This window comes from Vibrio sp. S/42/10 (genome assembly GCF_029890535.1).
Classification (GTDB): domain Bacteria; phylum Pseudomonadota; class Gammaproteobacteria; order Enterobacterales; family Vibrionaceae; genus Vibrio; species Vibrio cyclitrophicus.
Genome location: NZ_JAKMZC010000004.1, coordinates 256,924 through 272,081 on the forward strand (window position 1 = coordinate 256,924; position 15,158 = coordinate 272,081).

Below are 15,158 nucleotides of genomic sequence, written 5' to 3' on the forward strand. Positions count from 1 at the left end.
TTAATATGATTTTTTTAATTGATAAACAAAAGTTGTAAAGAAAAGTGAAAGGATAGTTAGCGCTAGAAAAGAAAACGCCCCAATCGAAATTGAGGCGTTTAAAATAGAGGTTGAGCATCGTCTGCAGTATTAGTATTTTACGTTTGAATGATACTGGCTAAGTACTGCAACAATCTCGTCCATTTTCTCTTTACTTGGCGGATTTGTACCTTCAAGAGGGTAGTCAAAGCCAAGCGCTTCCCATTTATGAGCACCAAGCTTGTGGTACGGAAGAAGCTCGACTTTCTCGATGTTATCCATGTCTTTAATGAATTCACCTAGAAGATGAGCATCTTCTGGTGTGTCGGTGTAGCCCGGAACAATCACATAACGAATCCAAGTTTTCTTGCCAATCTTGTGTAGGTAGCGTGCAAAATCCAGTGTACGTCTATTGGATACACCAATGAAATCGTGGTGAATCTCATCTCGCATGTGCTTTAGATCTAACATTACGAGATCAGAAGCTTCTAGAACTTCGTCAACCACTTCTGTGTGCTTACGAATGTAGCCGTTAGTGTCGAGACAAGTATGAATGCCTTCAGCTTGAGCTGCACGGAAAAAATCACGAACAAACTCTGGTTGTAGCATGGCTTCACCGCCAGAACATGTGATACCACCACCGGAAGCTTTCATAAAGTGACGGTATGATTTTGCTTCGTTGATGATCTCTTCAACTGTTACTTCTTTTCCATCATGAAGATCCCATGTATCGCGGTTATGGCAGTACATACAACGCATTAAGCAGCCTTGAAGAAACACAATAAAGCGGATACCAGGGCCATCGACAGTACCACAAGATTCGAATGAGTGAATGCGACCAGTTGTAGACATGAGCTATTCTCGTAGAGGAATTTATACCGTTTATTTTATTACAAAAACGGTACATAAAATAGGGTCAAATGGTAACGAGGCCCTTAAAAATAAAGGCAATCACCGGTCAAGGTGATTGCCTTTAATAAACTTGGAAAGTAAAGGATGAAAGCCCTTACTAGTGGCTAGAAAAAAGCAAACATGGTGATACCACCAGTGGTGTACACTGACTCTTTTGCTTCTTTGTAATCTGGTGTTTTTGCTGTTAGTGCGAAAGATGCACCAACGTATTGATTATACCAAGCAACACCCAATACAGCCGTTGCTTGAATGTTCTCTAAAGTAACATCGTAAATAGCTGGGTCTTGGTTATTTTTATTAGCGTACTCGTCAACACCTGAACGATCACCTTCGATAGTCAGGTCATTGAATCGGTAACGACCCTCAAGGCCTGCGTAAGTAAACCAACCATTGTTTGATGCACCAATCATACCCGGTCGGAATGGGTTTTCAGTAGTGATATTGGCCGCGCCAAAGTTGCCGCCTAAATCGGTACCCCAACGGAACATAAAGCCTGTTTGGATATCACTTCTAAAGTTACCTACATTGATTTCTGAGATGTTTGATATTTCAAAGTCTGTGTTCGCAATAGATTGGTTACGCATAAGATTGAAATGGCTTAAGTAACCGACGCTGCCAGCGTACTCGTCATCTATTTGATATTCCCAGCCCATAGGCTCGTCCGATTTCGTGATCGAGTGAACCAGTTTTTGAGCGTCTTCGGAAAGTGCACGCTCACCCGTTGTACCAAAGGTGATGTTAAAGCGTTGGGCTTGCTGTGGATGCAGGCTGATGTAATTGAACTCGGTATGCAGGTAACCTGCATATGGACGATCATTGGCTGAAGGTGTTTCTAGTTCAATATCCGAAGGCGTATACATTTTGTGGCCAATGGTGATTTCCCACTTATCTAAAGAACTTGCGCCCCAATAGGAAAGACTTAGTGGTTTGGCCCAATTGTAAGGAGTAATACTTGATGATGTGTAAGCCAGAAATAAACCGTTGGTATAGTCTTGGTCGACGCCAAAGATGCCATCGTTGTCTAACGCAAAAGTTAACGTAGAACGTTCAGATGCCAATGATGAAAAAGAGAGAAGGATCAGTGGTAAACAACGAAGGTATTTCATGTAGCAGTTACTCTAAAATTATGAACCGAGATAGTATCGTAGTTTGCATGAATTTGTGGAAAAAAAGTGAATGGAAGGGGGCTTTTTTGCTCAATCTAACACTTTGAGAGGTTGGTTAAATCAGTACGATTTATGTCAGATATAAAAAAGCCCCGCACATTGGCGAGGCTAATTAATATTACTGAATGGTCAGTTTAAGCGTTTAAGCTTATAGAGACTCAGTAAATGTACGTGCGATTACGTCAGCTTGCTGCTCTGAAGTCAGAGAGTTGAAGCGTACAGCGTAACCAGAAACACGAATCGTTAGCTGAGGGTACTTCTCAGGGTGCTTAACTGCGTCTTCAAGAGTTTCGCGGTTAAGAACGTTAACGTTAAGGTGTTGACCACCTTCAATGCCAGCTTCGTGGTGGAAGTAACCATCCATTAGGCCTGCAAGGTTAGCACGTTGGCTGTCTTGTTCTTTACCTAGTGCGTTTGGCACGATAGAGAACGTGTAAGAGATACCATCTTGTGCGTCAGCAAACGGTAGTTTACCTACAGACGTTAGTGAAGCTACAGCGCCTTTCTCATCACGACCGTGCATTGGGTTAGCACCAGGAGCGAAAGGAGCACCAGCACGACGACCGTCTGGAGTGTTACCTGTTTTCTTACCGTATACCACGTTAGATGTGATAGTAAGAACTGACTGTGTAGGGATAGAGTTACGGTAAGTCTTAAGCTTACGGATCTTGTTCATGAACGTAGAAACTAGTTCACAAGCAATGTCATCTACACGAGAGTCGTTGTTACCGTATTTAGGGTAATCACCTTCGATTTCGAAGTCAGTTGCAATGCCATCTTCGTCGCGGATTGGTTTAACAGTCGCGAATTTGATTGCAGACAGTGAGTCAGCTGCAACAGATAGACCAGCAATACCACAAGCCATAGTACGACGAACGTCACGGTCATGAAGAGCCATTAGAGACGCTTCGTAGCTGTACTTATCGTGCATGTAGTGGATGCTGTTTAGTGCAGTCACGTATTGCTTCGCTAACCAGTCCATGAAGTGATCTAGACGGTCCATTACTTTATCGTAATCAAGAACAGCGTCAGTCATTGGAGCTTCTTTAGGACCAACTTGCATCTTAAGTTTTTCGTCCATACCGCCGTTGATTGCGTAAAGCATTGTTTTCGCAAGGTTAGCACGAGCACCGAAGAACTGCATTTGCTTACCAACGATCATTGGAGATACACAACAAGCGATAGCGTAATCATCAGAATCAAGGTCAGGACGCATTAGGTCATCATTTTCGTACTGGATAGAAGAAGTATCGATAGATACCTTCGCACAGAAACGTTTGAAGCCGTCAGGTAGTTGCTCAGACCAAAGAACAGTGATGTTTGGCTCTGGAGAAGGACCCATTGTGTATAGAGAGTTTAGGAAACGGAAGTTCGAACGCGTTACTAGCGTACGACCGTCGATACCCATACCACCCATAGACTCTGTTGCCCAGATTGGGTCGCCAGAGAATAGCTCATCGTACTCAGGAGTACGTAGGAAACGAACCATACGTAGCTTCATTACGAAGTGGTCGATCATTTCTTGAGCTTGGTCTTCTGTAATCTTACCAGCAGCGATATCGCGCTCGATGTAGATGTCTAGGAAAGTCGAAGTACGACCTAGAGACATTGCAGCACCGTTTTGAGATTTAACAGCAGCTAGGTAGCCGAAGTAAGTCCACTGGATAGCTTCTTGAGCAGTTTGAGCTGGCTCAGAGATATCGAAACCGTACTTCTCAGCCATTTGCTTGATTTGACCTAGCGCACGATGTTGCTCAGAGATCTCTTCACGCAATTGCATTGTTGCAGTAAGATCTTCGCCGTTCTCGAAACGCTCTTGTAGAGAAGCGAATTGAGCAGCTTTGTCTTTCATTAGGAAATCAATACCGTAAAGTGCAACACGACGGTAGTCACCAATGATACGACCACGGCCGTAAGCATCAGGAAGACCAGTCAGAACACCAGACTTACGACATTTTAGGATATCAGGAGTGTAGATATCGAAAACGCCAGCATTGTGTGTTTTGCGGTATTCTGAGTAGATTTTTGAAACCATTGGGTCAAGAGTTTCACCGTATGCTTTACAAGAACCTTCAACCATACGTACACCACCGTTAGGGATGATTGCACGTTTTAGTGGCTTCTCTGTTTGTAGACCAACGATAGTCTCAAGATCTTTCTCAATGTAACCTGCATCGTGAGCAGTAATGGTAGAGATAACAGAAGTATCGAAATCTACAGGTGCTTTAGTTGCGTTTTCCTGTTTGATACCTTCCATTACCGAAGACCAAAGCTTGTTAGTCGCTTCAGTACCCTCAGAAACTAGGAAAGACTCGTCGCCTTCATACGGCGTGTAGTTCTTTTGAATGAAATCACGAACGTTTACTTCGCTTTGCCACTCACCTGCAGCAAAATCTTCCCAAGCTTTAGCAAATTGCTCTGCCATGACATACCTACCTTTTTAGTAGAAAAAATACGTACATTAACACTGTTGAGCCAGCGCCCCTCGTAAGGGTAGTACACTCTTATTAATAACAATATATATGAGCATATAAGCATCATATGGTTATATATATTGTCACTACCTTTTATATGTTGTCTTTACTCTATGCATTTAAGACTACGCTAAAAAATTCCTGCAAACCTTAAACTAAATCAATAAATACCAAAAAAAGTTGAAAAAATTTGAGTGACAAGGGTTGCCACCCAAACTTTTTTTTAATCCGAATACTACTTATTTGTAGTAAGGACTATTATAGCCAAGCTTTCAGGCCATATTGACTTTCTAGCATACCAACCGCAAGCATTGCTACCAGACAGATAACCAAAACGCCGACAGGGATAACAATCTTGTCTACAAATGATAGACGCTTCGCACGTTCTTTATCACCAATTAGACCGTTGTTATCAAGAAGCATCGTTAATGCCCATGCTAATACTGGGTTAACAACCGCTGAACCGAAGATACAGATACCCGCTGCTTGAGAATCTTTTGAATCCTTGACCATTTGCATACCCGCTTCAAGTAGAGGTAGTGATACACCTACAAGTAGTGCTACACGCATTACTGGTGGCCATACTGCAACGTCCATTGGGAAACCAAGGATTGCAACAATAATACACAGAGAACCAAGCAAGATAGCGCCGCCAGGGATTGGACGTTTCGCGATTGCTGCTGGGATCATGTAAGTACCCCAAGAAGATGTGATGTTACCACCACCTACTGCAGTACCGACCATTTGACGAACAGAACACATCGTCATTGTGTCATCTACGTCCATCAGAACTTTTTCAGAACGTTTAGGGTAGTTCAGCTCTTGGAAGATACGGTGACCTAGGAAGTCTGGTGACCACATTGCTACTGCAAGAATAGCGAACGGTAGCGAAGCGATGAAGTGCTCAACATTTGGCAAGCCAAGCATCCAACCTTCAGAAGTCGAACCCCACCAGTAAACTGGGTTTAGGTTTGGAATGCCCATTTCAGTTTCGAACACGATATCGAAACCAGCGCCTAATGCTAATGCAATAGCAAGGCCTGTAAACGCACAAACTGGAATAGCTAACCAACGCTTGTTCACTTTTGCTAAGAAAGCGTAGATAGCAATAGTAATAGCAAGAACGATAAGACCCACGTAACCCATGCTACCCGCTTCAACAGTAGAAGATTGAAGACCAACCGCCCATGCTTGAATTGAGTTGATTTGGCTCATGGTACCGGTTAAGCCTAAGAATATGAGCAAGCCACCTGCTGTACCTTCAGAAGTTAGGTTAACAAGTTTAGATCCGCCTTTTAGGAAACTTAGGATGAGACCGAACACACCGATCAGGATGGCCAATGCAAGAGGGTGAGCACCAGCGAGAGCGATGGTACCGATAAGAGGGATCATTGGGCCGTGGTTGCCGGCAAGGTTTGCTTTAGGGTTAAAGAAACCGGAAGCAAGGATACAAAACAGTAGTGCAGGAATAAGCATTTCTACACGAGCGACTTCAATTGCGAAGTCTTTACCTAGGTTTACGTGATCCCAAGCTTGAGTTAGGCCATCAGCCCACGACATCATTACTGCAGAGTACATCGCAATGATACCAATAGTACCAGCAAGTGCAGGAACAAGATCTTCAAGTTCAAAGCGGAAGTCACGACCTGGAAGGTTTAAACCGAAGCGGCGAGGCTTCATGATTTGAAGTTCGTGATCTAGATAATCTGAGCGGCTCTCAAATTCAGAAGCAGGACGGTGTAGCTCTTTATAGCTTTTCTCTTCTACTTCAGAGTTCGCATTATTGACAACGTCTGACATAGATTCCTCATATTTTTATGTTAGTAATTCTAAAATTGAATTCTATAAGTTCGCGTAATTGCGTTATTTCTTAGTTATAACTCATTAACATTATGTTGCACGGTTTTGCTGTGCTTTATGCAGTTAAGTTAAAAGAAATGTTTGGCATTTTTAATGCCTTATTTTGTGTTGAGGAGTCTAACAAGCTTACCCTTTAGGGTGATTGATCTTGATCACTTTATGAGTGTATGTGAAAGAAAGCTACAAAACGCAGCGATTCATTAACGTACCATTGATAAAAAGTGTAATTTGTTTTCACAAACTGACGTTAACCTCTATTACTCGAGCCTTGGTGGTTAAAGCATATGCTGCAAACCTAAATCTTATTGAGTTATTTCACTATTATTGGATTACCTTCGATCGCTAGAGAAATACTTACAATGTAATAACCTTAAAATTACTGTGCCTTATAGTGTGTTGTGTATGGCTCTATGAGCGTTATATTTTTTGTCAGCGACATTTTCTAGCACACAAAATTTGTTTTGCTAGTAAGACATCGAGCTACGTAAATCTCATTTTGATTAACTTTATGTAAACAATGTAAGAGTGGTAATTACGACTTATTGATAGAACTCATTCATTAAATTGAGGGGAAAACGCTACCTTTTGCATAATAAGTCAGAGTGAATCGCTATTTATTCCAAATTCTTAGGTTAATAATTTGTTGCATGTTAATCCGTGTGGTGCTAGTTTGTATCGCATGAAAAGGTCGGAGTACCTTGCATTTTCACAAACTTGGGAGAGAAAGCGCATGAAAGATGTACCAGCGCTGGACATAAAGGATTTACACAAGACGTTTGGTCAAAATGAAGTTTTAAAGGGAATTTCACTTTCTGCGCATAAAGGCGATGTAGTATCGATTATCGGATCTTCAGGGTCGGGTAAAAGTACTTTCCTTAGATGTATCAATCTTTTAGAGACACCTACTGCTGGCGAGATTTGGGTTAACGGCGAATTAATTCAGATGAAAAACAACCGCCAAGGTGTTTCTGTGCCTGCTAACGAAAAACAAGTACAGCGAATCCGTTCTCGCCTAGCCATGGTTTTTCAGGGTTTTAACCTATGGTCTCACCTGACTGTCCTCGAAAATGTTATTGAAGCACCTGTTCATGTCTTAGGTGTACCTAAAGCTGAAGCGATTGAAAATGCAGAGCTACTGCTTAAAAAAGTAGGTTTGTATGAGCGCAAAGATTACTACCCAGGCCATTTGTCTGGCGGGCAACAACAACGTGCTGCGATTGCAAGAGCGTTAGCCGTTGATCCTGAAGTGATGTTATTCGATGAGCCAACATCGGCGCTTGACCCAGAGTTAGTAGGTGAAGTTCTTGGCGTAATGCGTGACTTAGCAGAAGAAGGAAGAACCATGCTTGTGGTAACACATGAAATGGCTTTTGCTCGTGATGTATCAAACCATGTGATGTTTCTCCATCAAGGTTTAGTGGAGGAACAGGGCGATCCAGCTAAACTGTTTACGGAACCTGAATCTGAACGATTACAACAATTTATCTCTTCGATTTACTAATCAGAATTGAAATGCCGTCGCCAAGGTAAACAGCGGCGGTGTGAACAATGAAACACAACAAGTACAGTAATAACAAACACAATATTAAAAACTAGCAAAACATAAAAACCTAAATCACAGGAGTAGGGATATGAAAAAGTGGTTATTAGTTGCGGCACTTGCTGCAACTGCTGCAACGGGCGTAGCTCAAGCAAAAGAATGGAAAACAGTACGCTTCGGTATTGAAGGTGCTTATCCTCCATTTAGCTGGACAGAAGCTGATGGTTCACTGAAAGGCTTCGATGTTGATATGGCTAACGCGCTTTGTACTGAAATGCAGGTGCAGTGTAAGATCGTTGCACAAGATTGGGATGGTATTATTCCTTCTCTACTTGCTCGTAAATATGATGCGATCATCGCGGCAATGTCTATCACGGAAGAGCGTAAGAAAAAAATCGATTTCACTGGTAAATACGCACTTATCCCAAATAAGTTCATCGCTAAGAAAGGCGCAGGCCTTAACTTTGACGATCTAAGTGGTCAAAAAATTGCGGTTCAACGTGCAACAACCCACGATAAATACCTGACAGATAACTACGGTGACACAGTAGAAATCGTTCGTTACGGTTCATTCGATGAAGCTTACCTTGATCTAGCAAACGGCCGTGTTGCTGCTGTACTAGGTGATGCATCTGCTCTAGAAGAAGGTGTCCTAAACAAAGCTGGTGGTGAAGACTACGAGTTTGTAGGCCCATCACTAACGGATCCTAAGTGGTTCGGTGAAGGTTTTGGTATTGCTCTACGTAAGCAAGACAAAGATCTGACTAAGCAATTAGATGCGGCAATCCTTTCACTTCGTGAAAAAGGCATCTACCAAGATATCGCTGCTAAATACTTCAACTACGACGTATACGGTCAGTAATCTCTAGCGCCAATTCTTAAGGGAGAGGCTCTCCTCTCCCTGTCTTACCAACTTTTCGCAGTTCTGTTGGAATTCATTATGTTTGATTTACAAGGATATGAAGCTTCGATCCTGAAAGGGGCGGTGCTTACAATCGAAGTTGCCTTGCTGTCGCTAATTTTAGCTATGGTTCTTGGTATGCTAGGTGCCTTAGCAAAACTCGCGCCTTATCGTTGGGCTCGCGCTATCGCAACCCTCTATACAACCGTCATTCGAGGCATTCCCGATCTAGTCTTGATGATGCTGATTTTCTTTGGTGGACAAATCCTTCTAAACAACAGTTTGTATTCCATCAATGAATGGCTCAATGAGTGGTTCACATCAAGTGATCCTAACCACGAATGGACCGCTTACTTACCTGATTATATCGATGTCAGCCCATTCATTGCTGGTGTCTTAACCATTGGCTTTATCTTTGGCGCTTACATGGCTGAAACTTTCCGTGGAGCAATCATGGCGGTTGATAGCGGTGAAATGGAAGCAGCAAAAGCTTATGGCATGGGCCCTGTCTTAGCATTCCGCCGTATCCTATTACCGCAAATGATTCGTCACGCATTGCCAGGTTTCGGTAACAACTGGTTGGTTCTACTCAAGACTACCGCGTTGGTTTCCATTATCGGTTTAGAAGATATGGTGCGTGTTAGCGCATTGGCGGCGGGTTCAACCAAAATGCCATTTACCTTCTATATGACAGTGGCACTTATCTTCCTATTCTTCACCAGTGTTTCGACGGGCTTACTTAAGTTGGTTGAACGTAAATTCAGCATCCACGCGAGGTAGTTATGGACTTTTCATTGATAATTGAAAGCCTGCCGATTTACCTTAGTGGTTTATGGACAACGGCTTGGATGGTTTGCGTAGCTTTGATCATTGGCTTATGTGTAGCCATACCATTAGCTATCGCTCGTAACAGCCCAAATATGCTGATTAACGCTCCTGCTTGGTCGTTCATCTATTTCTTCCGTGGTACGCCATTATTGGTGCAGTTGTACCTGATTTACTACGGAATGGATCAGTTCTTCCCTGTAAAAGATACACTATGGGAAAATGCATGGTTTTGTGCTTTGGTGGCATTCATCCTTAACACATCGGCATACACAGCTGAAATCATTCGCGGTGCGATTAACGGCTTACCAAAAGGTGAAGTTGAAGCAGCAAAAGCGTATGGCATGAGCACACCTAAGACATACCGACGTATCATTCTGCCAAGTGCATTACGTCGTGCATTACCGGCTTACAGTAACGAAGTTATCTTTATGCTTCACGGCTCAGCCGTTGCAGGTATTGTGACGATTATGGATCTAACGGGTGCAGCTCGTTTGGTTAACTCTCGCTACTATGCTCCGTTTGAATCTTTCCTAACAGCAGGTCTGTTTTACATGGGGTTGACGTTTATCATCATTGCGATTTTCAAATTCGCAGAGAAACGTTTCTTAGCTTACTTAAGACCACTTAGCTAATTACACATCATAATTAACAAAACGGCGCTTCTATAGCGCCGTTTTTTATGAGCAGATTCTGTTGCTGTTGATTACTTAAACGTCGACCAAATTGGCGCGTGGTCAGACGGCTTTTCGATGCCACGCAGTTCGTAATCGATGCCTGCTTCAGTACACTTATCAGCAAGCTTCTGAGTCGCAAGTACTACATCAATTCGTAGGCCGCGGTTGTCCACGAAACCTTTCGAGCGGTAGTCAAACCACGAGTATTGGTCGTTTACTTCAGGGTGCAGTAAGCGGAAGCTATCCACAAAACCCCAATCCATCAGTGTTTTCAACCATTCTCGCTCTTCTGGTTGGAAAGAGCACTTACCTGTTTTCAACCAACGTTTCGCATTAGGTTCACCGATGCCGATGTCTGCGTCGATAGGGCTGATATTAATGTCGCCCATCACAATGACTTGTTCGTCTTTGTTGTGGTAGTCATTTAGGTAAGTCATCAAGTCTTTGTAGAACTGGCGTTTGTACGGGTATTTGGTCTCGTGCTTGATGTTGTCCCCTTGAGGGAAGTAACCATTTAGCACGGTCACCTTCTCACCATTTTCATCTTCAAACGTCGCCATGATCATACGCTTTTGATGGTCTTCATTGTCAGTAGGAAACCCTTTCTGCACAGAGATAGGCTCTTGCTTACACAACATTGCCACACCGTAGTGGGCTTTTTGACCGTGGAAGTAAACCTTGTAGCCCATTGCTTCAACATCAGCAATTGGGAAGGCTTCATCGTGTACTTTTATCTCTTGCAGGCCAATCACGTCGGGTTGGTGTTTGTCGATAATAGCTTGCAGTTGGTGAAGGCGGGCTCTAAGGCCGTTGATGTTGAAGCTAATTACTTTCATTTGTTTTTATACCTCTCGTAAACCTTTGTCACTGCTTGTCTTTAAAGGTTTTTTGATTTGGTGGATTTCATGGTTCATCGTATTTAACCATGCTTAATAATTTATGTCGCCACTTTGTAGAGACAAAGTGGCGACATAAAATGATGTGAATACTTACAGTTACGTAGAATCTATTGAGTCTTTAGTAAATCAAAAAAGAAAGCGTATTCAAGTGCGTATTCTTTCAATCGCTTAAATCGACCAGAAGCGCCACCGTGACCGGCTTCCATATCGGTTTTGAATAGCAACACGTTGTTGTCTGTTTTCATCTCACGCAACTTCGCGACCCATTTCATTGGCTCAAAGTACTGTACTTGTGAGTCATGGAGGCCTGTCGTTACCAACATGTTCGGGTAGCTTTGAACTTTTATATTGTCGTATGGTGAGTAACCCAACATGTAGTCATAGTAGGTTTTATCGTTTGGGTTGCCCCATTCATCATACTCGTTGGTGGTTAGAGGAATCGATTCATCAAGCATGGTTGTCACAATGTCTACAAACGGAACATGTGCACCAATACCACGGTACAGTTCTGGTGCTTGGTTGATGATTGCTCCCATCAATAGACCGCCAGCAGAACCACCAACAGCGAACACTTTATCTTTTGCGCCGTAGCCTTCTTCAACAAGCCCTTTGGTTACATCAATAAAGTCGTTGAACGTGTTTTGTTTGGTCAGTTTTTTGCCATCTTCATACCAAGGGCGACCAAGCATTTCTGAGCCGCGGATATGTGCGATTGCATAAACAAAACCTCTATCCAGTAGGCTTAGGCGAGTTGAGCTGAAGGTCGGTTCCATAGTAGATCCGTAAGATCCGTAACCATATTGGTAGATTGGATTAGTGCCGTCTTTCTTGAACAAGTCTTTGCGATAAACCAAAGAGACAGGTACTTGCTTACCATCGCGAGCTGTAACCATGATTCGCTCTGATTGATAGTTATCTGCTTCGAAATCACCTAATACTGGTGTTTGCTTCTTGATTTCAGACTCACCCGTACTTAGGTCGAAATCATAATAAGTACCTGGTGTGGTTAAGCTGCTGTAATAGATACGAACTTTTGAGTTATCTAATTCATAGTTACTCGTTAGGTAAGCGGCAAATGCGGTGTCGTTGAATTCAAGTGGGAACTCGTTGCCTGTTGAGAGTTGGCGAACTTTCACTGTCGATAAGCCACCCGCACGTTGCTCGTAAACAAGATGGTCATCAAACAACTCGAAATCAACAAGCTGAGTATTATCGTCTGCTGGGATGACATCGACCCATTTTGAGCGGTCATGCATGTCTTTGGTTGTGACTTTCATCAAACGGAAGTTGACAGCTTGGTAGTTGGTGTAGATGTAATACCAATCACCTAGCTTAGCGATGCTGTACTCAATGCCGGTCTCTTTTGGGTAGAAAGCCTCAGCTGTAGCCTTTGGGTTGTTGGCATCTATGACTGAAACACCGCTGGTTTCTGTGCTCGAGTGCCAAATGTAGACCTGTTCACCATCTTTGCTTTTACTCAAAGAGGTGTAGTAAGCGCTATCGGTTTCTTCGTAGATTAACTCATCGCTTGCCTGATCTGTGCCTAAAACGTGGCGGTAAACTTGATAACCTAGCAATGTTTGTGGATCTTTCTTGATGTAGTAAAAGGCTTGGTTGTCGTTTTGCCACGCGATAGCACTTGAAGCACCTTTAATTTCGTCTTTTAGGTACTCACTGGTTGTGAGGTCTTTGATCTTGATGGTGTAAATGCGGCGACTCAGTGTATCTTCGCCGTAGGCCAACAAATTTTCGTTTGGACTAACCGTTAAACCGCCAATACTGAAGAATTCATGCTCTTTTGCCAGTTTGTTAACGTCTAAGATGATTTGCTTGTCTGTGCCTACAAAGTCTTTTGCACGTAAGTGAACTGGGTATTCGTTGTCACCTGTGACTTCATTCGAGTAGTAGTAGCTGCCTTTTCGAACCGGTACCGAATTGTCGTCTTTCGCGATTCGGCCTTTGATCTCTTCGAATAATTGTTCTTGTAATATTTCCGTGTGTTTCAACACGGTCTTTGCGTACTGATTCTCTTGCTCTAGGTGCTGTAAGATCTCTGGATCTTGGCGTTCGTCATCACGCATCCAGTAGTAATCATCGATTCGGGTGTCACCATGAATCGTCATTGCATGAGGGACTTTTTTAGCAACGGGTGCTTGAGTTTGCTGAACGATGAGTTGTGATTGAGCGTAATGGTTCATGGTTGGTATTCCTTGATTGCTGCATCCGGCGACAAGTGCGACCGATACGGCTAATGTGGTTAAAGCGAAACGCATCTGTATATCCTTAGTGTGCACCTTACTCGTTTTAATGCCAGCATCCTTTAGTGGTTAGTTTTCTTCCAGTGATGTTAGTTATAATTGGATTCTGGATAGGCACTTTCAGCGCAAGTGTCTGTTATTGTTTTTTAAAAAATCAAAGTAATGTTAAATGAAATTGCTGATAATTGAGAGTGGAAGGAATAGATGTGAAACAAAAAAGGACACACTTTTCAGTATATCCCTCTTCGTTGTTTGGGCAGGGTTCGAGTTTTACTTTAGATAGCCAATGGCATTTCGTTTGAATGGTCAGGTTTACGGTTAACCCAATGTAAACCAAGCATGGCGATGAATGACATTGCAATCATCAAGCAACCGAGTGGCAGTTGGTCTTGAGTAGGGAAGAACGATGCCAATAGTGTTGCGATGCCAGCGCCTAGGTTTTGCATACCACCGAGGATCGCGCCCCCTGTACCTGCGTGGAATGGGAATGGCGAAAGCGCTCCCGTTGTTGCAGCTGGAAATAAGATACCAGCGCCTAAGAAGTAAATCGTTGCACCGCCAATCAAAGTTAATGCTGTTGTTTGACTGAATAGACCCGGTATCAACACCACTGTTGAGCCTACCAAGATAGCAACTAGACCAACATTCAGTACGCGGCGCTCAGTACGACGTTGTGCGATGTAACTAGATAGGCCTGCACCGACTAAGTAACCCGGAATGGGTAAGACAAACAACAAGCTTACTGTAGTTGCAGGTAATCCAAGTACGCCGCCAAGCAGCACGCCTGCCGCTGCTTCAAATACGGCTACGCCCGCGAATGTTGCGACTAGCACCAGTAAGAAACCTTGGAAACGTTTGTCAGACAGAACGAATTTGTAGCTGTTGGCAACCGATTCATGCTTGCGTCGTTCTCTTGGCAGTGTTTCCATCATGCTCGTCATCATGGTGATCACAACAGCGATGCCAAACAGCGCAAGGAACAAGTAGCTAGAACGCCAGCCGAAAACTTCTGTTAGGTAACCACCCAATACAGGAGCCATCAATGGGGAGAAAATCACACACATGCTAATTAAGCTGTTTGCACGGTGTAGTTCTGCGCCTTCAAAACAGTCGCGAGTCAATGTTCGAGACATCGCACCACCACAACCGATGCCCAAACCTTGGATAAAGCTACCCGCTAAGAACCATTCATATTCGTGAGCGAATAATGCCACCAAAGTACCGATGATATAGATGATCAAACCAGCAACGATGATTGGCTTACGGCCTAAGCGATCAGAAAGAGGGCCGTAGACAAATTGTGACAGACCATAAGGGATGAGGTAACACGCCATCACGGCTTGGAGTGAAGACGCAGAAACTAAGAACTCACCCGACATCTGACCGATAGAAGGCACGTACATCGTTTGAGTCATTTGACCTACGGCAGTCAGGATTGCGATTAAAAAGGTAAGTTTCGCTAATGGAAACGAGGCTGACATTTGCGTATCTCTCTAAAAATTAAAGACGTAAAAAGCCTTAGCGCTCCTTTGAGGAGAGCCAAATGAATAAAGTGTTTAGGGAATCTAGTCGCGAGATGTTAGAGGTTGAGTGCCGAGTTAGCAATCAAAAAGTGTGAAGTTGATCAA

Annotated in this window: 11 protein-coding genes; 4 read left to right on the forward strand and 7 right to left on the reverse strand. The window is 43.3% G+C overall.

Annotation, left to right across the window (positions count from 1 at the left end; translation table 11 throughout):
• Nucleotides 1-129: 129 nt before the first annotated feature.
• The 4 genes from pflA to L8S15_RS06965 form a co-directional block, all read right to left on the reverse strand.
• A complete protein-coding gene (pflA, locus tag L8S15_RS06950; RefSeq protein ID WP_010437353.1) occupies nucleotides 130-870 on the reverse strand; it encodes a pyruvate formate lyase 1-activating protein in 741 nt (246 codons plus the stop codon).
• A gap of 164 nt (nucleotides 871-1,034) precedes the next feature.
• Complete coding sequence (locus L8S15_RS06955) at nucleotides 1,035-2,036, reverse strand: lipid A-modifier LpxR family protein (protein WP_010437355.1); 1,002 nt, start codon at nucleotides 2,034-2,036, stop codon at nucleotides 1,035-1,037.
• A 208-nt stretch (nucleotides 2,037-2,244) separates the two neighbouring features.
• The gene (gene pflB, locus L8S15_RS06960) at nucleotides 2,245-4,521 is read right to left on the reverse strand and encodes a formate C-acetyltransferase (protein ID WP_010437357.1); all 2,277 of its coding nucleotides are present in this window, start codon (nucleotides 4,519-4,521) and stop codon (nucleotides 2,245-2,247) included.
• Between the two features lie 307 nt (nucleotides 4,522-4,828).
• Entirely contained in the window at nucleotides 4,829-6,370 is a 1,542-nt protein-coding gene (locus L8S15_RS06965; protein WP_016767646.1) for a DUF3360 family protein, read from the reverse strand.
• Between the two features lie 790 nt (nucleotides 6,371-7,160).
• Between L8S15_RS06965 and L8S15_RS06970 the strand changes: the two genes are divergently transcribed.
• The 4 genes from L8S15_RS06970 to L8S15_RS06985 all read left to right on the forward strand — a co-directional run bounded on the left by L8S15_RS06970 (nucleotide 7,161) and on the right by L8S15_RS06985 (nucleotide 10,331).
• Entirely contained in the window at nucleotides 7,161-7,931 is a 771-nt protein-coding gene (locus L8S15_RS06970; RefSeq protein WP_280572226.1) for an ABC transporter ATP-binding protein, read from the forward strand.
• A 130-nt stretch (nucleotides 7,932-8,061) separates the two neighbouring features.
• A complete protein-coding gene (locus L8S15_RS06975; protein ID WP_010437364.1) occupies nucleotides 8,062-8,832 on the forward strand; it encodes an ABC transporter substrate-binding protein in 771 nt (256 codons plus the stop codon).
• A 78-nt stretch (nucleotides 8,833-8,910) separates the two neighbouring features.
• Nucleotides 8,911-9,651: an ABC transporter permease gene (locus L8S15_RS06980; RefSeq protein WP_004736534.1), complete on the forward strand. Its 741-nt coding sequence runs from the start codon at nucleotides 8,911-8,913 to the stop codon at nucleotides 9,649-9,651.
• 2 nt (nucleotides 9,652-9,653) lie between these two features.
• A complete protein-coding gene (locus L8S15_RS06985; RefSeq protein WP_004736535.1) occupies nucleotides 9,654-10,331 on the forward strand; it encodes an ABC transporter permease in 678 nt (225 codons plus the stop codon).
• A gap of 71 nt (nucleotides 10,332-10,402) precedes the next feature.
• On the opposite strand, the gene xthA is transcribed toward L8S15_RS06985, so the two are convergent.
• The 3 genes from xthA to emrD all read right to left on the reverse strand — a co-directional run bounded on the left by xthA (nucleotide 10,403) and on the right by emrD (nucleotide 15,011).
• Nucleotides 10,403-11,209 (reverse strand): exodeoxyribonuclease III, encoded by an 807-nt coding sequence (gene xthA, locus L8S15_RS06990; RefSeq protein ID WP_010437369.1) that lies wholly within the window; start codon nucleotides 11,207-11,209, stop codon nucleotides 10,403-10,405.
• Between the two features lie 170 nt (nucleotides 11,210-11,379).
• Nucleotides 11,380-13,470: an oligopeptidase B gene (locus L8S15_RS06995; RefSeq protein WP_016794732.1), complete on the reverse strand. Its 2,091-nt coding sequence runs from the start codon at nucleotides 13,468-13,470 to the stop codon at nucleotides 11,380-11,382.
• A 335-nt stretch (nucleotides 13,471-13,805) separates the two neighbouring features.
• Nucleotides 13,806-15,011, reverse strand: a complete 1,206-nt coding sequence (emrD, locus tag L8S15_RS07000; RefSeq protein ID WP_280572229.1) for a multidrug efflux MFS transporter EmrD — start codon at nucleotides 15,009-15,011, stop codon at nucleotides 13,806-13,808.
• Nucleotides 15,012-15,158 lie beyond the last annotated feature (147 nt).